Origin of the sequence: Burkholderia lata (assembly GCF_000012945.1) — a bacterium.
GTDB classification, from domain to species: Bacteria; Pseudomonadota; Gammaproteobacteria; order Burkholderiales; family Burkholderiaceae; genus Burkholderia; species Burkholderia lata.
This window is the reverse complement of record NC_007509.1, coordinates 800,000-817,074: the sequence shown is the minus strand read 5'-3', so window position 1 is coordinate 817,074 and position 17,075 is coordinate 800,000. Positions and strand designations below refer to the sequence as shown.

15 protein-coding genes are annotated in these 17,075 nt (G+C 67.7%); 6 read left to right on the top strand and 9 right to left on the bottom strand.

Features of this window, described 5'->3' with window-relative positions; translation table 11 throughout:
* Positions 1–166 precede the first annotated feature (166 nt).
* Positions 167–790 (bottom strand): ABC transporter ATP-binding protein, encoded by a 624-nt coding sequence (locus BCEP18194_RS03460; RefSeq protein ID WP_011349913.1) that lies wholly within the window; start codon positions 788–790, stop codon positions 167–169.
* A 305-nt stretch (positions 791–1,095) separates the two neighbouring features.
* Here BCEP18194_RS03460 and BCEP18194_RS03455 point away from each other — a divergent pair, with 305 nt between their 5' ends.
* The 4 genes from BCEP18194_RS03455 (at position 1,096) to BCEP18194_RS03440 (ending at position 5,464) form a co-directional block, all read left to right on the top strand.
* Positions 1,096–1,533: a tetratricopeptide repeat protein gene (locus BCEP18194_RS03455; protein ID WP_041492473.1), complete on the top strand. Its 438-nt coding sequence runs from the start codon at positions 1,096–1,098 to the stop codon at positions 1,531–1,533.
* 98 nt (positions 1,534–1,631) lie between these two features.
* Positions 1,632–2,081, top strand: a complete 450-nt coding sequence (locus BCEP18194_RS03450; RefSeq protein WP_041492621.1) for a GNAT family N-acetyltransferase — start codon at positions 1,632–1,634, stop codon at positions 2,079–2,081.
* Positions 2,082–2,192: 111 nt separating this feature from the next.
* Entirely contained in the window at positions 2,193–3,614 is a 1,422-nt protein-coding gene (locus tag BCEP18194_RS03445) for an HD domain-containing phosphohydrolase (RefSeq protein ID WP_011349910.1), read from the top strand.
* 80 nt (positions 3,615–3,694) lie between these two features.
* Positions 3,695–5,464: a histidine kinase gene (locus BCEP18194_RS03440; RefSeq protein ID WP_011349909.1), complete on the top strand. Its 1,770-nt coding sequence runs from the start codon at positions 3,695–3,697 to the stop codon at positions 5,462–5,464.
* Positions 5,465–5,510: 46 nt separating this feature from the next.
* Here the strand turns inward: BCEP18194_RS03440 and BCEP18194_RS03435 are convergent, their stop codons facing one another.
* The 3 genes from BCEP18194_RS03435 to BCEP18194_RS03425 all read right to left on the bottom strand — a co-directional run bounded on the left by BCEP18194_RS03435 (position 5,511) and on the right by BCEP18194_RS03425 (position 9,769).
* Positions 5,511–6,602 (bottom strand): extracellular catalytic domain type 1 short-chain-length polyhydroxyalkanoate depolymerase, encoded by a 1,092-nt coding sequence (locus tag BCEP18194_RS03435; protein ID WP_011349908.1) that lies wholly within the window; start codon positions 6,600–6,602, stop codon positions 5,511–5,513.
* Positions 6,603–6,858: 256 nt separating this feature from the next.
* On the bottom strand, positions 6,859–8,562 hold the full coding sequence (locus BCEP18194_RS03430) for a cobaltochelatase CobT-related protein (RefSeq protein ID WP_011349907.1): 1,704 nt from the start codon (positions 8,560–8,562) through the stop codon (positions 6,859–6,861).
* Between the two features lie 4 nt (positions 8,563–8,566).
* Entirely contained in the window at positions 8,567–9,769 is a 1,203-nt protein-coding gene (locus tag BCEP18194_RS03425; RefSeq protein WP_011349906.1) for an AAA family ATPase, read from the bottom strand.
* A 515-nt stretch (positions 9,770–10,284) separates the two neighbouring features.
* Between BCEP18194_RS03425 and BCEP18194_RS03420 the strand changes: the two genes are divergently transcribed.
* Positions 10,285–10,794: a GNAT family N-acetyltransferase gene (locus BCEP18194_RS03420; RefSeq protein ID WP_011349904.1), complete on the top strand. Its 510-nt coding sequence runs from the start codon at positions 10,285–10,287 to the stop codon at positions 10,792–10,794.
* Between the two features lie 216 nt (positions 10,795–11,010).
* On the opposite strand, the gene BCEP18194_RS03415 is transcribed toward BCEP18194_RS03420, so the two are convergent.
* Entirely contained in the window at positions 11,011–12,720 is a 1,710-nt protein-coding gene (locus BCEP18194_RS03415; RefSeq protein ID WP_011349903.1) for a hypothetical protein, read from the bottom strand.
* A gap of 48 nt (positions 12,721–12,768) precedes the next feature.
* Entirely contained in the window at positions 12,769–13,713 is a 945-nt protein-coding gene (locus BCEP18194_RS03410) for a hypothetical protein (RefSeq protein WP_011349902.1), read from the bottom strand.
* Between the two features lie 166 nt (positions 13,714–13,879).
* Here BCEP18194_RS03410 and BCEP18194_RS03405 point away from each other — a divergent pair, with 166 nt between their 5' ends.
* Positions 13,880–14,755, top strand: coding sequence for a LysR family transcriptional regulator (locus BCEP18194_RS03405; RefSeq protein ID WP_011349901.1), 876 nt, complete (start codon positions 13,880–13,882; stop codon positions 14,753–14,755).
* Between the two features lie 154 nt (positions 14,756–14,909).
* Here the strand turns inward: BCEP18194_RS03405 and BCEP18194_RS41980 are convergent, their stop codons facing one another.
* The 3 genes from BCEP18194_RS41980 to BCEP18194_RS03385 form a co-directional block, all read right to left on the bottom strand.
* Complete coding sequence (locus BCEP18194_RS41980) at positions 14,910–15,800, bottom strand: AidA/PixA family protein (protein ID WP_011349900.1); 891 nt, start codon at positions 15,798–15,800, stop codon at positions 14,910–14,912.
* A gap of 65 nt (positions 15,801–15,865) precedes the next feature.
* Entirely contained in the window at positions 15,866–16,369 is a 504-nt protein-coding gene (locus BCEP18194_RS03390; RefSeq protein ID WP_011349899.1) for an inclusion body family protein, read from the bottom strand.
* A gap of 311 nt (positions 16,370–16,680) precedes the next feature.
* The gene (locus BCEP18194_RS03385) at positions 16,681–17,064 is read right to left on the bottom strand and encodes a GtrA family protein (RefSeq protein WP_041492617.1); all 384 of its coding nucleotides are present in this window, start codon (positions 17,062–17,064) and stop codon (positions 16,681–16,683) included.
* Between the last annotated feature and the right edge of the window lie 11 nt (positions 17,065–17,075).

Sequence of the window (17,075 nt, the reverse complement as noted above, 5' to 3'; positions counted from 1 at the left end):
CCTGCCGTAAGGCGCGGTCGTGATTGTCCGCACGAACCCGCAACAGACTCGGGGGCCTTGCCGGCCGCCAATACCGCACCTGCCGCTCGAATGGCACCGGTGCGTTTCCTCCCTCCATCCCCCAGCGACACCGGCCTTTCAGTGACTGCGCCGGCAACGACACCGTCTATCCAGCGAATCCAAGGTCCGCAAAAGTGGTGATCCTTGCGTCGCAGGCGCTCGCCAGTGCCGGATCGTGACTCGAAAAGATGACGACACGGTCTGCAGCCAACGTCTTGAACAGATCGATCAGCACTGCACGCGACGCGGCATCGAGCCCGCTGTCAGGTTCGTCGGCGATCACGACGGCGGGCGTGCCGAGCGCTGTCGCCGTCAGGAACAGTTTCTTGCGCGTGCCGAACGACATCTGCTCGAAGCGCTTCTCCAGATGCGGTGCAAGCCCGAATCGATCGGCCAGCTCGAGCGTGCGGGTGTCGACGACGGTATGCCTGGCGGCCGCCACGAGCTCCAGAAACTCGCGACCGGTCTGGAGCGGATACGCCAGGCAATCGTCGGGCACGTACGCGAGCGCGGATTTCGCATCGTGCGGCGCGGTGCGCAGCGAATGGCCGCCGATCCACACCTCGCCTTCGTCCGCGTCGAGCGTGCCGGCGAGAATCGCGAGCAACGTCGATTTGCCACTGCCGGTTTCGTCGTATAGCGCCACGCATCCGGCACCGGATGCGTAGTTGAGTCCCTGGAAGATGACGCGCTTGTCGTAGCGCTTGCCGAGATTGTCGAAGCGGAGCATGGATCGGTAGTCAAACGAAAATTTGCCGGGCGAGCACGGCCCAGATTACGGAAAGCAGCAGGCCCGGCAACACGGATTGTCGGGACGCGTAGCGTTGCGGCAGATAGTGTAATGCGACAAGCGGTGCGCCCGGGCACACGGAGGTGCGCCGAAAGTCGAGGCGCACGCGTCATACAGCTCGAGTATGCTGGATGAATGCCGTCCGGATGACCGACCCGGGCAGCAAAACCGCACACAATCACCGCGATTGCATCGCAACCACCGGCCACACCGGGCCGACATCAACTCCGGAACAGGGACTCGACATGGCAGAACTGGACAACGCGCTGTACGAACGGATCGGCGCGCTGAGCGACGCGGGCGATGCATTGATGGAAGACGGCGACTACGAAGGCGCGCTGGCGAAATTCTGGGCGGGATTCGACCTGCTTCCCGAACCCAAGACCAATTGGGAAGCCGGAACCTGGCTGATGGCCGCCATCGGCGACGTGAATTTCCATCAAGAGGATTACGCGGCCGGACGCGACAATCTCGCCCAGTCGATGCATTTCCCGAACGCGATCGGCAACCCGTTCCTGCACCTGCGGCTCGGTCAGTGCCAGTTCGAACTGGGCGATCTCGACCGCGCGGCCGACGAGCTGATGCGTGCGTACATGGGGGGCGGGCCCGAACTGTTCGAGGACGAGGACGGCAAGTACCTGCGATTCCTGGCCACGCGGGCAGAAGGCATCGAGACGCCCTGACGCGCGTTGTTCGTGCCGCCCGCCGGTCGGCGTCGCGACTGAGTTTCGACGTCCGCGCCGGGATGCCGGGCGTTCATCCGCAAGTGCACAACCTGCCCATGAACCTGACCTTTTCCCCCGCCACCGGATCCGATGCCGAAGCGCTGGTTGCGATTCGCATCGCCGCGATGCGCGACAGCCTCGAGCGCATCGGCCGCTTCGATCCGCAGCGTGCGCGCGACCGGTTTCTCGCGTCGTTCGACCCGGCGCTATGTCGCTTGATCGAAGTCGACGGCGTGAACGCGGGCTTCTTCGTGGTCCGGCCGCAGGAAGATCACTGGTTGCTCGACCATCTGTACATCCTGCCCGAGCATCAGGGAAAGGGGATCGGCGCAGCCGTGCTGCACCAGGTCTTTGCCGATGCAGACGCGCAGCGCATGCCCGTTCGCGTCGGCGCGCTGCGCGGCAGCGATTCGAACCGCTTCTATGCCCGGCACGGCTTCGTGCAGGCCGATGAAGCCGAGTGGGACATCTACTACGTGCGCGCACCGGGTGCGGCGACGGTGTAGATCGCATCCGCGGTGCGATCCGGGCGAGCGCATCAGCGTTTTCCCGGATACGGAATACGCGGCGCATGCCGATGATGCAGAGAGAATATAAATTCATGATCCGAGGCCATCATGACCACATCTGCAACAAACGGACTGAATGCGGTATCGCCTGAAACGACCGGGGCGGCAGCGACATCCGACGATGCGGGTGGCGTACCGTCGATCCTGCTGGTCGACGACGAGCCGAGCGTGCTGTCGGCGCTCAGGCGCGTGTTCCGGCCCGCCGGCTACGAGATCCTGACCGCGGAAAGCGGCGAGGCGGCCCTCGAGGTCCTGGCGTCGACGGAAGTCGACCTGATCGTGTCCGACATGCGGATGCCGGGCATGAGCGGCGCGGAGTTCCTGGCCCGCGCACGGTCGCTCTATCCGGACACGATGCGCATCCTGCTGACCGGCTATGCGGAAATCGCGTCGGTCGTGCAGGCCGTCAACGACGGCGGCGTCTATCGCTACCTGAACAAGCCGTGGGACGATCACGACCTGCTGCTGACCATCGAACAGGCGCTGGAGCAGCGGCGCCTGCGGCGTGAAGCAGCCCGGCTGGCCGCGCTGACGGAAGCGCAGAACGAAACGCTGCGCCGTTTCAACACGGAACTCGAAACGCAGGTTCGGGCGCGCACGGAGGAGCTCGGCCAGACCGTGATGTTCCTCGAAGCCGCGCAACGCGACCTGAAAAGCAGCTTCACCGCGATGGTCCAGGTTTGCGCGAGCATGATCGAGTTGCGCTGCGGGTCCGCCAGTGGGCATGCGATGCGGGTCGGCGAGATTGCGCGGCGGCTCGCGCTGGCCTCCGGAATGAGCGAGCTGCATGCGCAGGACGTCTATTTCGCGGGGCTGCTGCACGGCATCGGCAAGTTGTCGCTGCCGGACGAATTGCTGCACAAGCCGCTCACGAAGATGACGGCGGAAGAGCACGGCCTGTTCCTGCAGCATCCGCTGCGCGCGCAGATGGTGCTGACGCCGGTCGCGCAACTGCACAAGGTCGCATCGATCGTGCTGCACCAGTACGAGCGCTTCAACGGACGCGGCACGCCCGACGGCCTGGCGGGCGACTCGATCCCGCTCGGCTCGCGAATCCTGGCGGTCGCGCGCGATTTCGAAGGGCTGCGCAACGGCGACATCGGCGTGCCGCATGCGGTCGAGCAGGCGCTCGACGCGATGCGCTCACAGGCCGGCGTGCGTTACGACCCGAAGATCGTCGACGGCCTGATCGAACTGATGCGGGACCCGGCGAGCCTCGGCATCGCGGCGTCCGTCGCGGAGATCAAGTCCGCGCAGCTGCGCGAAGGGATGCAACTGGCCGACGATCTGCGCACGCATCGCGGCGTGCTGCTGATGACCAAGGGCAGCGTGATGTCGGCGCACCAGATCGAGCTCGTGCGCCGCTTCGAGACGCGCGAGGGGACGTCGTTCGACATCCTCGTGCTGGCCGGCCAGGCAGCGGCGAAAGCGGCGTCGAGCGCACCGAATGCGGGCGCGGCGCCGGCCTGAGCCCGGACGCGCGGCCTGAAGGCCGCGGTGCACGACTGCGCGCCGCGGCAACGCACTCACCTCGATTCGGGCGCTCGATCATGTACGGCACCTACAATCTCCCGCTCGTCCTGCTGTCGCTCGCGATCGCGACGCTGGCCTCCTATACGACGCTCGACCTGGCCGCCTTCATTTCGCTGCTCGACAACCTGAAACTCAAGCGTGCGTGGCTGGGCGGCGGCGCGGTGGCGATGGGTACCGGCATCTGGTCGATGCATTTCGTCGGCATGCTCGCGTTTTCGCTGCCGATTCCGCTCGGCTACGCATTGCCGGATACAGGCGCGTCGCTGGCGATTGCGGTACTCGTGTCGTACTTCGCACTGACGGTCGTCACGCGCGCGCGGCTCGGCTGGCGGCGGCTGCTCGTGGGTGGCGCGCTGATGGGCGGCGGGATCGCCGGCATGCATTACGCGGGGATGGCCGCGATGCGCATGCAGCCCGGCATTCGCTACGATGCCGCGCTGTTCGCCGCGTCGATCGGCATTGCGGTGATCGCGTCGACTGCCGCGTTGTGGATCGCGCAGGCACTGCGCGCGCAGCAGGCGCGCCATGCGACCGCTCAGCGGATCGGCGCGGCCTTCGTCATGGGCATCGGCATTACCGGTATGCATTACACGGCGATGGCGGCCGCGCACTTTGCGGCGGACGCGCGGTGCGGGGCCGCGAACGGGGTCGACACGCCGTGGCTCGCGACGACGGTCACGCTGTTTACGACGGCGACCCTGGTCGTCACGCTGTTGCTGAGCCGTTTCGATGCGCGCACAACCTTCCTGCGCGGGATGACCGATACGCTCGAGCGGCTCGTGCGCTTGCGTACTGTCGAACTGGAACGCGCGTTGCACCGCTACGAACAGACGACCGCGATGCTGCAGCGCACGCGCGAGAACATGGCGACCGAGATCGACGAACGCAAGGTCGCGCAGGCGCGGCTCGAACAGGAGAAGGAGGAGCAGCGGCGGCTGCTGCATGCGCTCGAGGAAACCCATGTGCAGCTGCTGCAGTCGGAAAAGCTCGCGTCGATCGGCCAGCTCGCGGCCGGTGTCGCGCACGAAATCAACAATCCGATCGGCTTCGTCAGTGCGAACCTCAATACGTTGAAGACGTGGGTGCGCAGTCTGCTCGACGTGATCGCCGCGCATGAAGCCGCGCTGCCGCAGCTCGACCCGGCTGCGCGCGACGCGCTGGCGGCGATGGGCCGCGCGGCGGACCTGGACTACGTGCGCGGCGAGATCGAGACGCTGATCGACGAATCGATCGACGGTGCGTTGCGCGTGCGGCGCATCGTGCAGGACCTGCGCGATTTCTCGCGTCCGGCCAGCGACGAGTGGAGCGTGGTCGATCTCCGCGCGGGCCTGGAAAGCACGCTCAACGTCGTCCACAACGAACTCAAGTACAAGGCCGAGATCGTGCGCGATTACGGTGACGTGCCGCAGGTCGAATGCCTGCCGTCGCAGTTGAACCAGGTCTTCATGAACCTGCTAGTGAACGCGGCGCACGCGATTCCCGAGCGCGGCGTGATCACGATTCGCACGTCGAGCGATGGCGAGCAGGTGTCGATCGCGATCAGCGACACCGGGACAGGCATGACGCCCGACGTCGTCCGGCGGATCTTCGATCCGTTCTTCACGACGAAGCCGGTCGGGCAGGGCACGGGGCTGGGCTTGTCGGTATCGCACGGCATCGTCAAGCGCCATCGCGGCACCATCGACGTGACGAGCGAGCCGGGGCGCGGCACGACGTTCTGCGTCCGGATACCGATCCGGCGGGCCGGCGATCGCGCGAACGAGGCCGAGCTGGCGCAACGAGCGTGATCGCGTGACAGCGTCGTGCGCCACAGGCCGGCGCGGTTTTCGCACGTCATTGCAGTCGCTTGCGGCGTTGGCGACGAAAGAAATGCCAGAACATCGCGCTGGCGTCCGGCCCCGTGGCGGAATGAAACGGCTCGCGCGGGTCGCCGCCGCTCCATGCATGCGGCAGCCGGCGGACGATGCAGACCCGGACGACGAGACGCCCGGCCTTCAGATAGTCGATGGTGTCGGCATCGTCGCGCGCATGGATGCGTTGCTCGCCGACGCGGATCGCGCCGTGTTCGTCGACGAGCCGGTTGAGCCGCGCGAACGCGATGCCGAGCTGCGTCGCGTTCCGGTCGGTCACGACCGTATCGAGTGCGCCGTGCATGACGAGTGCCGGCATGCCGGGATAGGACGCGACATCGGCGCAGGCGTCGACCGCGCGTATCGGGTCGTCGCGCAGGCCTCGGCGCATCAGGCTCATCGCCGCCAACGTCGACGACGGCGGGGCGATGGCCGGACCGGAGTGCAGCCCGACTGCCGCAAAGCGATCGGGATACCGTATGGCCAGTGTCGCGGCGAGCCCGGCACCGGCGGACATGCCGGCCAGGTAGATCCGGTCGCGGTCGAAGCCGTGCTGTCGCACGACTGCGTCGACCAGCGATGCAACGGCCGCGGCTTCGGACTGCGTCGCGTCGCCATGCCAGTGCCAGCAACGGTGCGCATGGGCCGTCGCGGCCTGCTCGGGAAACAGCACGGCAAACCCCGACCGCTCCGCGAGACGGCACATGCGCGTGCCCGCGGCAAACGATTCGGCATGTTGCTTGCAGCCGTGCAGCATGACGACGGCCGGCATGCCGGCCGTCGTCGCCGGCGCGGCGGGAAGATACAGCGCGTAGGCGAGGTGGTTCACGTAGCGGCCGGCACTCGGGCCGGCGGAATGAAACGACCGGAGCCACGTGCCGGGCGCCTTGTCCGTCCGTGCGCGGGCGGGCGGCACCGTGCCCGTGCGTCTGGCAGTACGGGCGATGACGGCGGGCTTGCTCGCCCGTTTGGCGGCCGCTCGCGGCTTGTTCGTGCGCTTCGTCGGGCGCGTGCCGGTTGCGACGGAGAGCAGCTCGAGATGCCGCAACCAGAGGCTGGTTTTTTTCCTGGGCATATGCAGTCTCTTGCCGGCGGCCGGCCGCGGCAGGAAGATTCGGCCGAATCCGCCGTCGAATGGAAAATCGAAGTGGGCCGCGGAGCAAGGTTCGTGCTGCCGGCGCGTGCGCATCGGAACCCGTCGGCCGATCGAACACAATGGAATGCAGGGGCCTGCGCAACGGCGGCGATTCGACTCTGCCATCGACGATATTCACCGTCCGATGTGACGCCCGTGCGAATCGAAACCTGCTTCGACCCCGTCGCGCGCGCGCCTAGCGCCGATCCAGCAGCGTATCGCCCAGGACGCTGAACGCCGCGCCCGGCAGCTCGTGCAGATGCTCGACCACGCTGCTGACCGGATAGAACGTTTCGACCGAATCGTCGAGTATCCCGACGCCGATCAGTTCGACGCGCCGCTCGCGCAGCGCCTCGACGCGTGCACGCAGGTCGGTGCGCAGGATCGCCGGGTTGCCGTCGCCGGTCGCCGGATAGCCGTCCGACAGCACCATCAGGATTCGCCGCCGGGCCCGCTTCGCCAGCAGCCGCCCGGCGGCCCAGCTCAACGCCTCGCCGTCAGGATTCTCGTGGCCGCATTCGATGCACGCGAGGCCGCTCGGGTTGTCGGAATCGAAGCGCTTGTAGACGCGCAGGTCGAGCCGTTCGACGAACCGGTTGTAGCCGAACGTCTCGCGGCCGGCGTCGATCCAGCGCTGGTAGTGCGCGCGCATCGCGGCGTCCTCGACGGAGCTGTAGCCGAGCACTTCGCACGCGAAACCGAGCTGCGTCAGCGCATCGCACAGCGCCGCCGCGCACAGCCTGGCGAGTTCGATCTTCTTGCCGGCCATCGACCCGCTGCAATCGATCAGCAGGCTGACGGCCGCATCGCGCCCGGGGGCGGCACGCCGGACGCGGAATGGCGTGCGATAGCCGGGCGAGGTGACGAGGCGCGCGAGCGACATCCGGTCGAGCTCGCCGCGTTCCTGTTCGCGTTTCCAGCGCGTCTGCTCGTCCACTTTCAATGCGCGTTCGAGTTTCAGCTTGAGCGGCTCGGTCTGCGCGCGGGCCGCGCTTCGCAGGCGGTGCCAGTGCGCCGGTTCGCCGTTGCCGGTGAAGTCCGTCACCGTGTCGAACGCGGTGGTCAGCGGGACCGACAGCAGCGGCCGGTTGTCCGCAGACAGGCGGATCGTGCCGGGCATCGCATCGCCCGGCGTCGGCGCTTCGGCCGACGATGCCGTGTCGGCGATCGCACCGGCACCCGATTCGGCGGAAACCGGTGCACGTGAGTCGTCCGGGGCGCCCTGTCCGTCCTGGTCGAACTCGGCGGCGATGCTGGCGCTGTCGAGCGTGCTGCCCGGGTCGGCCGTGAACATCATGTTGTTCGCACCGGCCGACGCCAGCGCACGCACGCGTTCGACGATCCGCTGCGCGGCGCGGATGCTGTCGGCGGTCGATGTCGCGGCGCGCGCTGCGTCGACGAGATCGTCCGATGCGGCAAGCGTCGCGTCGAGCGACGGCACGTGCTCGATGGCGGACGGCGCTTCGTCCCACAGCGCGCGTTCGACGCGCCATACCAGCCTGTCGCGCCATGCCATTCGCGGCCATCGGAGGAGCGTGTCGGCGGCCGTCACCGCGCGCATCCGCAGCAGGAACGTCATGGCGCCGGGATAGATCGCAGCGAGGCGGCCGGCCGCGCGGCGGTCGTCGATCGCCTGCGCGATGGCCCGCACCGCGGGCGACGCCAGTGCGGCGATGTCATCGATCGCACCGAAGCGCTCGCGCGCCGCGTAGAGGTCGACGAGGCCGGTGATCGCGTCGTCGTCGACGTCGCCGGCGAGCAGCGTGTCGGGCAGCACCAGCCGGTCGCGCTGCGCGACCGGCGCATGGCGAGCGAACCGCACCTCGATGCCGTGCCGTTGCGCGAGCGTGCGGGCCAGCCGGGTCAGGTGGAGCGAGCGCGCGTCGTCGTCCCGGTCCATCGTGTCAGGCCTCGATGTCGATGTAGTGGCGAATGATGCTGCGGATCAGGTCGGCGTCTTCCGTGCTGACCTTCGCATAGATCGTCGGGCCGGCGGCCGATTCGGGGTCGCCGGTGCGCAGCATCAGCTCGGCCCAGTCGATCAGGCGCCGCGTCGAGAACGCGCTGGCAAGATCCTCGCGGACGAACGCGGCGCGGCAGTCGGCCGCGATCGCCGCGAGCGTGTCGGCCATCGCGGCGGTCATGGCCGCGCCGAACATGCGCTGCAGCACGCGCGCCTCGTCGGGCGGCGGCAGATAGTCGAGGCGGTACACGCGCCAGCGGTCGAGAAACGCCTCGTTCATCACGTTGGCGCCCTGGTACAGATGGCGGAACTGCCCCATCGCGCCCACCGCATTGGCCGTCGCGAACAGCCGGAACGACGGGTGGGGGACGACGATCTCGTTGCCTTTCTCCTTCAGCAACAGGCGGCCGGCCGGTTCGAGCACGGCGGTCAGCACCGCAAGGATCGCCGGTTCCGCGAAGTCGATCTCGTCGACGATGAGCCACAGCCCTTCGCGCATCGCGGTCGGCAGCACGCCGTCGACCCAGATCGTCTCGCCGCCCTTGACGGTCCAGAACCCGACGAAATCGCCGACCGTCGTCTGCCCGTTCATGTTCGAGCGCAGCACGCCATGGCCGGCCAGCGCGGCGGCCTGCTCGATGAGGCTCGTCTTGCCGGTGCCGGTGTGGCCGATCAGCAGGATGCGCCGGTTCTCGACGATGTCTTCCAGCACGTTCGTCGCGCGCGCGGTGAACAGGTAGGCCGGGTTCAGCGGCGGCACGAGCGGCCCGCCCGGGCCGCGCGGCATCGGCACGCCGCCCACGTGCGCGAGCTGCGCCGCATCGCCGGCTGCCGCCGGTCGCGACGCATGTGCGCTCCGTAGCGCCTGCATGAACGCGCTGCGATGAGCGGGCGCCGCACGGTCGCCTGCGTCGCGCCGGACGAAGCCTTCCTGGATCCACTTGCGCAGCTTCGCGTCGAGGTTGTCCGCATCGACGACCGTATCGACCGACGTGCTGCCGTCAGCCCGGTGATGCTGGATGCGGTACATGTGCGCGCGTTCGGAGCGGCTGACGATCCATTGCCCGGCGGACGGGTCCGCCAGTTGACGATAGACGCCGAGTACCGACGGGGCGGAGGGAGTGGAATCAGCGGGTGCGTTCATGGTGGCGAGCGAGAGTGGGCGGCTGGCGCTTCATGCCTGCGATGCATCGCGTCGATTGTAGGTTTTTTTGTCGTGAAGGAGGGCATTCGCGCGGGAATCGAATCGCTGCGGTTCGGTGCGGCGCAGGCGTCGCGTCGGCCCGCCGGATCGGGTGAGTGTTGTCGGTCATGCGTTGCGGCAGGGTTGTTCGGCCCCCTCGTCACGGCACTGAACTGCTTGTGCCGTACCGATCCACCGGCGAAGTTGCGGGTCGTTGGTGTGGGTCGGCCGCGCCCTTGCATGCGAAGCGCGATTGACAGCCCGCCTGGCGCTGATCTTCCTCGATTTTCAGGAAGACAACCGGTCATGTCGACTCGACGGCCGTCATGCCTTGATCAACCGGGGCGAAGTTCAGTACCGTAGCAGGCTTGATCGCCGGGCTTCCATCGCACGTCCCTGGGGGGCTCGACGCACCATCCCATTGCGCGCCGGTCGTCGAATCCGGCGAAGGAGTGTTGAACGTGGCGGAGACAGGAATGGATGAACGGGTGATTCGTCGTGCCAGCGCGCTCGATGCGCCGGCCGTGCTGGGGATCTTCGATGACGTGATTGCGTGGTTCGTTTCCATCGGTAACGACGGGCAATGGGGCCGCGAGCCGTGGTCGACGCAACCCAAGCGGGTTGCGCTCGTGGCCGAAGCCTGTGCGTTGCCCGACGCGTGGGTCGCAGAGGATCAGGAGGGCCGCGTCCTGGGCGCATTGATCCTCGGCGAGTCCATGCCCTACGTGCCGCCCGCGACCGAGCCGGAAATCTATGTCCGCGTGCTGGTTGCGTCGCGCGATGCGCGGGCGCGGGGTGTCGGCCGGCGCCTGATGGCCTTCGCGGATGAACGCGCCCGGGCTGCAGGGGTGGAGCGCCTGCGGGTGGATTGCTATGGCGGCGGGACTGGCGCATTGGTGCGCTTCTACGAGTCCTGCGGATATGAGCGAATTTCAACCTTCGACGTGGACGGCTGGCCAGGGCAGTTGTTGGGGCGTCGCGTGTGACGGTGCGTGTCCGCAGTTTTGCGGGCGACCCATAAGCCGACGGGTAGCGCGCTGCCCATGAAAATGCCGCCGTCCCGGGCGGCGGTGTCGCGCTGCCGCGCTGCCGAGTACGGCCCTCGTCTTTTGCCCATTGCCGCGTGGCCTTCTGCGGACCGGGGTGCGGATTCTGCTCGTCCGCCCCAGGTCTCCGGTGTCATGAAGGTTCGAACGAGCCGGTCATCCGAGCAGGCCGGCCCAGTAAAACTCGGCGGCCAGTTCGACCGCACGCGCCTGCGTCGTGTGCGCCAGCCGGAACGCGTCGTCCTCGATCGTCTGGTCGGGAAACTCGGTGACGAGCGTGAACGGCACGGTCGACCGGTGATCCTCGACCACATCACATGGAATCCCGTTGATGCGCGGAAACGGCAGGTCGCCTGCGTGCGCGTGCCACGCGTGGATTTGCCGCTCGTTGAATGCCACGAGTTCATCCGATCGGGCCAGTGCGCGGGTCAATGCGTCGAGGAACGACCGCCCGTCGTGGCCCGCATGGTGACGCAGGATCAGGAAGAAACCCTTCGGGATCGACCAGAGTTCGCTGCCGCGCGGGATGTAGCCGCTGCGCGGCCGCGTCCAGTCGTGTGCCGGATAGCCGTGCAGGCTCAGGTGCAGCCGCGCGCCGGTACGCTCGATCGCGTCGAGCCGGGCGGCTTTCTCGCCGAACGGCGGCTGCGTGCGTGCTTCGAGGTCGTCGCCGAGCGCGGTATAGCGCGCGGCATGGGACAGGTGTGCCGGGTGCGTGGCGCGCAGGTGGTGATGCAGCGCGGCGCCGTCCGGATTCTCGAGCGGCACGAGCGCGTAGTGCGCGTCCGGGCGCCGGTTCAGCGCATGGGCCGCCCGCAGCGAGCCGACGACGCCCGACGTCTCGTTGGCATGCTGGCCGGCGGTGATGACGAGCCCGGGCAGCGCGCCGCGAACATGGATGCCGTTCACGCCGCGGCCCTGGTGCGACGTGACGGCGAACCGTTCTCCCGGCAGCGCACCGAGCGCGCGAGCGACGTCGGGCGGCGATAACGGCTGGCCAACCGCCGCGAGCGCGTCCGGCGATGCAAGTGTTTCACCCGGAGCGGCCGCGGCTTCGGCCTCGTCCGTCGTCGCGCGCACATGCGTTTCAAGCGTGATCCGAAGCGTCGTATCGCCCTGCGTGCGCGTGATGTCGGGCACGATCTGCCCGGATTGCAGTGTCCGGTCGGATGCGTCGCGGCCCGCGAGCGCATGAAAGAATTCGGCGGCGCCGAAGTAGGCGTCCTCGTGCCATGCGTCGAGCGTGCTGACGAGTTCCTCGCCATACGGCAGCGTTCGTTCGATGCCCGACGTCGCGATCGCGATCCTCAGGATGTCGAAGAACGGCGCCTGGTCGGGCCACGGATGCGCGCGCAGCGCGTCCAGCGTCGCGGCGGCGGCCGCTTCGAATTCGGTGACGAGCGGGGCGTCCTCGATCAACGTGCTGCCGTCCCACACGCGCAGCCAGCCGCACGGTGACGCGGTCGCGTCATTCGGCGCGAAGACGCGGTGCGTCGCCCCGTCGGCTTCGACGACATAGTGGGCGGGATCGTCGCCGGGCTCGAACGCGAATTCGAGCGGCGCGAGCCAGCCCGCGAGCGGATACGCTTCGAGCCGGAACCGCTGGTGCGCGCCCGCCGGCGTGCGAATCACGATCCGGCCCGCGCGCGGCGGCTCGAATTCCTCGATGAAGAAATGCACCAACGGCTTGTACGCGCTGCGCAACACGGCATCGATGCCGCGGGCGGCCAGCGTGCGCTCGGCTTCGCGGCGCGCCGCTTCGTCTTCGAAGAGCCAGGCCTCGACACGGGTGGCGGTGCCGGCCGTGAAGCGGTCGGTCAAGGTGCGCAGCGTGCGCGGATAGTTGGCGGAGAGCAGGGTCGTCATGGTGAGCGTAGGCGGGGATGGATCGGGAAATCGCGCGGTGCATGCCGGCTAGCGTGCGCGCCGGCGCAGGCGCTGTGCTTCGAGGCGCGGCAGCAGATGCTGGACGACGCGCGGCAGCGTATAGATCGGCAACTGCGCGCACGTGAACACGAGCGCCATGGTGGGCGTCGCGGCGAGCCCGAGCGCGGCCCACATCAGGCCGACGTTGCGATTGGCGACGATCAGCGCGACGTTGAGCCGCGTGCGGACGTCGCCGGGCGTGAGCCCGTACGCGATGATCTGGAAGCCGGCGTTGACGGCAAACGCGAGTGCGATCGCGCTCAACGCGCGGTGCGGCGCGTCGATGATCGATTGCTGCATGCCGGCCATCGTGCCGAGCGCGAACACCAGCAGTGCGGCGACGACGGTCGCGTCGATCGGCGTCGCATAGCGGTCGAGCCGGGAACCCGCGAACCGCCGCACGAGCAGCGCGACCCCCTCGGCGCTGCCGATCAGCAGCGCGAGCCGCAACGCGAGATTCAATGGCGAGATCGACACGGCTGCATCGTGGCTGAACCAGGCCGTCAGCAGCGGCGCGGTGAGCGGGACGAACACCATCGACGCGAGGGTCGCGACGAGCGCAACGCTGGCGTCGAGCGACAGCATCCGCGCGATCGTCGACGTGCCGCTCGACGGCGGCGCGCAGTACGCGATCACCAGCGCGACGACCCAGTCGTACGGCATGCCGGCGAGCCGGGCGGCGATGCCGAGCGCGACCGGGCACGCGATCATCGTCGCGGCGGGCAGCAGCAGCGACACGGCCGGCCGCCGCGCGACCGCGCGCACCGCGCTGGGCTCGACGCGCAGCAGCGTGCCGAGCACGAACAGGAACACGGTGACGGGCATCAGCGGCCGCGCGAGATCGGCGAGCGGCGGCACCAGCAGCCCGAGGCCGACGCCGCACGCAAGCACGGTCGGGCCGCGCCGCACCAGCGCGGCAATCAGCGCGCGCACGGGAGCACCTCGGGCCGGTGGTGAGCGGTGGTGAAGCCGGGGCGGACAGCGGATGGCATGCGGTTTCCTCGAAAGCGGCGGGCCGGCACGGGATATTCGCCAGACTAATCCGGATCATTGGCGAAGTAAAATGATATAAGATGAATCAGTAACAAGAGAAAGTGATATGAACATCCCTCTGCTCGAAACCTTCAGGGCCGTCGTTCAGGAAGGCAGCGCACTGCGCGCGGCCGAACGGCTCGGCTGCACGCAGTCGAACGTCACCGCGCGGCTGCGCCAGCTCGAGGAGTCGCTCGACGCGCCGCTGTTCGACCGGCATGGCAAGCGGCTGGTGCTGAACGACGCCGGGCGCCGGCTGATTCCGTATTGCGACCACATCCTGCGCCTCGTCGACGAAGCGACGCAGGTGGTGCGCGAGACGCCGGTCGCGCGCAGCTTCCGGCTCGGCTCGATGGAAAGCACGGCGGCCACGCGGCTGCCGGCGCTCGCCGCCGCGTTGAAGGCGCGCGATCCGGCGCTCGGCCTCGCGGTGCAGATCGGCAGCGAGCCGGATCTGGCCGACGCGCTGCTGCGTGGCCGGATCGACGCGGCGCTCACGGCGCGCGCGGTCGTCCGGCCCGGCTTGCGCTACGAGCCGGCGTTCGCCGAAGAGATGGTGCTGGTGAGCGCGGCCGCGCTCACGCGGCGGCAGGTGCTGGCCGACAACCCGGTGCGGCTGCTCGCGTTTCACGACGGCTGCCCGTATCGCGCGGTCGCGGAGCACTGGCTGAGGGCGCGCGGCATCGCGATCGAGTCGGTGGCGTCGTTTGGCACGTTTGGCGCGATCCTCGGCTGCGTGGCGGCCGGCATGGGCGTCGCGATCCTGCCGAAGCGGATCACGACCGAGCACGTGGCGCGCAAGGAACTGCGGGCGCACGCGTTCGACGATCTCGACAGCGTGACGACCTATCTCGTCACGCCTGAAGAAGCGCCCGTGCTGCCCGAACTCGACGCATTGCGCGCGGTGCTCGGCCGGCAGGCGGGGACGTTGCTCGCGGGTTAGCGCACCGCGCGCGTGGCGCCGATTCGCTGATTGTCGCGGTCAACGCGCCGATCGCGAACGGCAGCGGCTCGGTGCGCTGGCGTTTCGACATCGAAGCGATCGAACGGTCGCCGAACAATCCGCCGCGGCTACCGCGTGCCGCTTACCGCAACGCTTACGTGATCGGCCACTGCAAAATCACGATCCCGTCGTTGTAGTCGGCATCGGCGCCGTCCTCTGCGCCGAGCCAGCCGAGCCAGACGGTGTCGCCCGCGGACAGCGGCGCGAGGCGTGCATCGGTCGCGGATTGCCTGCCGTTGGCCGAGGCCTCGATGCGGATCTTGCCGCCCTTCGAATTCAACGTGAACAACCGGACGCCGTCCTCGCTATTGCCGACGAACGTTGCGGCCGGTTCCGGCGCATCGTCGATGAAGAGCTTCAGGTCCTGCCGGTCGGCGGCATTCGCGTAGAAGATTGCCTTGAACGCGGTATTCGGCGGCAGCGAGAAGTTGCCGTTACGATCCGACGACGGCTTGAAACCGGGCTGCTTCGTGTCCGGCTGGCTCCCGGCGATCTCGATCGACGTTTCCCAGCGGAAATAGCCGGATACGGTGCCGTCGCGGTCGCACACGGCGAAATCGGCCGTACACGTGGTCGCGCCCGCGGCCAGCACGTCGCTGCGCCAGTAGTGATCCTTCAGCGGCCGGCACGACGGATGCAGCAGGTCGTCGGCATCCGGCACGGCGGTGGCCGCATCGCGTACTTCGAGTTCGATCGGCGCGACGATGCCCGCATCCTTCAACGCGAACCGGATGAACAGCACGCTCACCTCGGCGCGCAGGGCCAGCGCGGTTTCGCGCAGGTGCAACTGGTCGCCCGGCGACAGGCCGGTAAAGAGGCGGCTGTCGTTGTGGCCGAGCTGCGCGGCGTCGCCGGGGCTCACTACATAGAGGTGCCGGCCGTCGATCACGGTCGGTGCGGCGGGGTCCCGGCTCGCCTCGGGGTAGGCCGACAGCAGCGTAACGGCGTCGACGATCACCAGCACATCGCAACGAAGACCAGACATGAGCGCTTCCTCCGCAACTAGTGGATGACGCGGGCAGCCGCCGCGCGGCCGCCCGCCTGCCGCGATCAGTTATGGATCGAGATGAACGGATCCCAGGAGAAGCAGCCCTGGCTCTGGCAGTTGCGATCGATGATCTGGAACTGGAAGTGGTAGGTCACGCGGCCGACCTTCAGGCATTCCGACGACCAGTAGTAGTTCGCGACCTTCTGGCAGGTCGGCACCTCGGGCTTGCTCGTGTTCGGCACCGGGATGGACGCTTCCGCGACGCGCGGCGTCGGCGTCGAAATCAGTTCGTTGCCGACGTTGCCGACGAACTTGTAGAACACCACCTGGTTCTCGAAGCCCAGCGACAGGCTCGTTTCACGCCAGCGGATCAGGTCGCCGACTTGCGCCTTCAGGTCGAGTTCGCCGCCCGCCTGCCCGGAGATGACGTTGTCCTGGTTGGTCACCATATACACATAGCGCCAATCGATCAGCGTCGGCGCGGCCGGATTCTTGCTGGGATTCGGATATTTTTTGAGAATGGTTTCGGTATCGAAAGAGACGAGCACATCGGTGACGCGTGACATAGAAGCTCCCGTTTGAATGAATGGGACTTATTGTTGCGCGAATTTCTTCGTGCGGTCGCCATCGCCTTGTCCTGCAAGGCTTTGTGCCGGTCAAGGCACATGCAGTCGAGATGGCGAATGCAGGTTATCCCGTTCGGTTAATTCCGGAAGCTGTAAAAGTAAACAGGTAGTTAATATTATTTCAGAGAGTAATTTTAAAATCGGAATCAATCGGTTCGATGCGTTACCTAAATATAACGATATTGAATCTGTTAATTGAATGGCCGATTATCTTCGGGCGCGGCGGCGCGGCGGCGCGGGGAAGGGATCGCTTACCGGTAGGTCCACAGCCGGTGCAGCACGAACGTGGTCGGTGGAACCAGCAGCGCGATTGCAACGATGCTCATCCCGCGGGACAGGTCGAGTGCTTCGGCCGCCCGCGCGAGCAGCATCGTCTCGACGAAGCCGGCCAGCGTGACCGCGAGAAAGCGCACCGCGTTGCGCGTGCGCACCGTCGACGAGAAGCTCCACAGCGTATTCGCGAGATACGAGAACGCGGTCGCGCAGAGGAAGGCGAGCGCGTTCGCCGTCACCAGCGTCGCATCGAACTGCGCGAACAGGGCTGCCGCGACCAGCGTGTGGATCGCGGTCGAGCCGAGCCCGGACACGCCGAAGCGCACGAGCCGCGTGCGCTCGCCATAGAGCAGGCTGATCATGGCCATCGTCG

Excerpts from the sequence above, each read along its gene's own strand:
- BCEP18194_RS03460 (WP_011349913.1), bottom strand. The coding sequence starts at position 790 with ATGCTCCGCTTCGACAATCTCGGCAAGCGCTACGACAAGCGCGTCATC.
- BCEP18194_RS03455 (WP_041492473.1), top strand. The coding sequence starts at position 1,096 with ATGGCAGAACTGGACAACGCGCTGTACGAACGGATCGGCGCGCTGAGC.
- BCEP18194_RS03450 (WP_041492621.1), top strand. The coding sequence starts at position 1,632 with ATGAACCTGACCTTTTCCCCCGCCACCGGATCCGATGCCGAAGCGCTG.
- BCEP18194_RS03445 (WP_011349910.1), top strand. The coding sequence starts at position 2,193 with ATGACCACATCTGCAACAAACGGACTGAATGCGGTATCGCCTGAAACG.
- BCEP18194_RS03440 (WP_011349909.1), top strand. The coding sequence starts at position 3,695 with ATGTACGGCACCTACAATCTCCCGCTCGTCCTGCTGTCGCTCGCGATC.
- BCEP18194_RS03435 (WP_011349908.1), bottom strand. The coding sequence starts at position 6,602 with ATGCCCAGGAAAAAAACCAGCCTCTGGTTGCGGCATCTCGAGCTGCTC.
- BCEP18194_RS03430 (WP_011349907.1), bottom strand. The coding sequence starts at position 8,562 with ATGGACCGGGACGACGACGCGCGCTCGCTCCACCTGACCCGGCTGGCC.
- BCEP18194_RS03425 (WP_011349906.1), bottom strand. The coding sequence starts at position 9,769 with ATGAACGCACCCGCTGATTCCACTCCCTCCGCCCCGTCGGTACTCGGC.
- BCEP18194_RS03420 (WP_011349904.1), top strand. The coding sequence starts at position 10,285 with ATGGATGAACGGGTGATTCGTCGTGCCAGCGCGCTCGATGCGCCGGCC.
- BCEP18194_RS03415 (WP_011349903.1), bottom strand. The coding sequence starts at position 12,720 with ATGACGACCCTGCTCTCCGCCAACTATCCGCGCACGCTGCGCACCTTG.
- BCEP18194_RS03405 (WP_011349901.1), top strand. The coding sequence starts at position 13,880 with ATGAACATCCCTCTGCTCGAAACCTTCAGGGCCGTCGTTCAGGAAGGC.
- BCEP18194_RS41980 (WP_011349900.1), bottom strand. The coding sequence starts at position 15,800 with ATGTCTGGTCTTCGTTGCGATGTGCTGGTGATCGTCGACGCCGTTACG.
- BCEP18194_RS03390 (WP_011349899.1), bottom strand. The coding sequence starts at position 16,369 with ATGTCACGCGTCACCGATGTGCTCGTCTCTTTCGATACCGAAACCATT.
- BCEP18194_RS03385 (WP_041492617.1), bottom strand. The coding sequence starts at position 17,064 with ATGATCAGCCTGCTCTATGGCGAGCGCACGCGGCTCGTGCGCTTCGGC.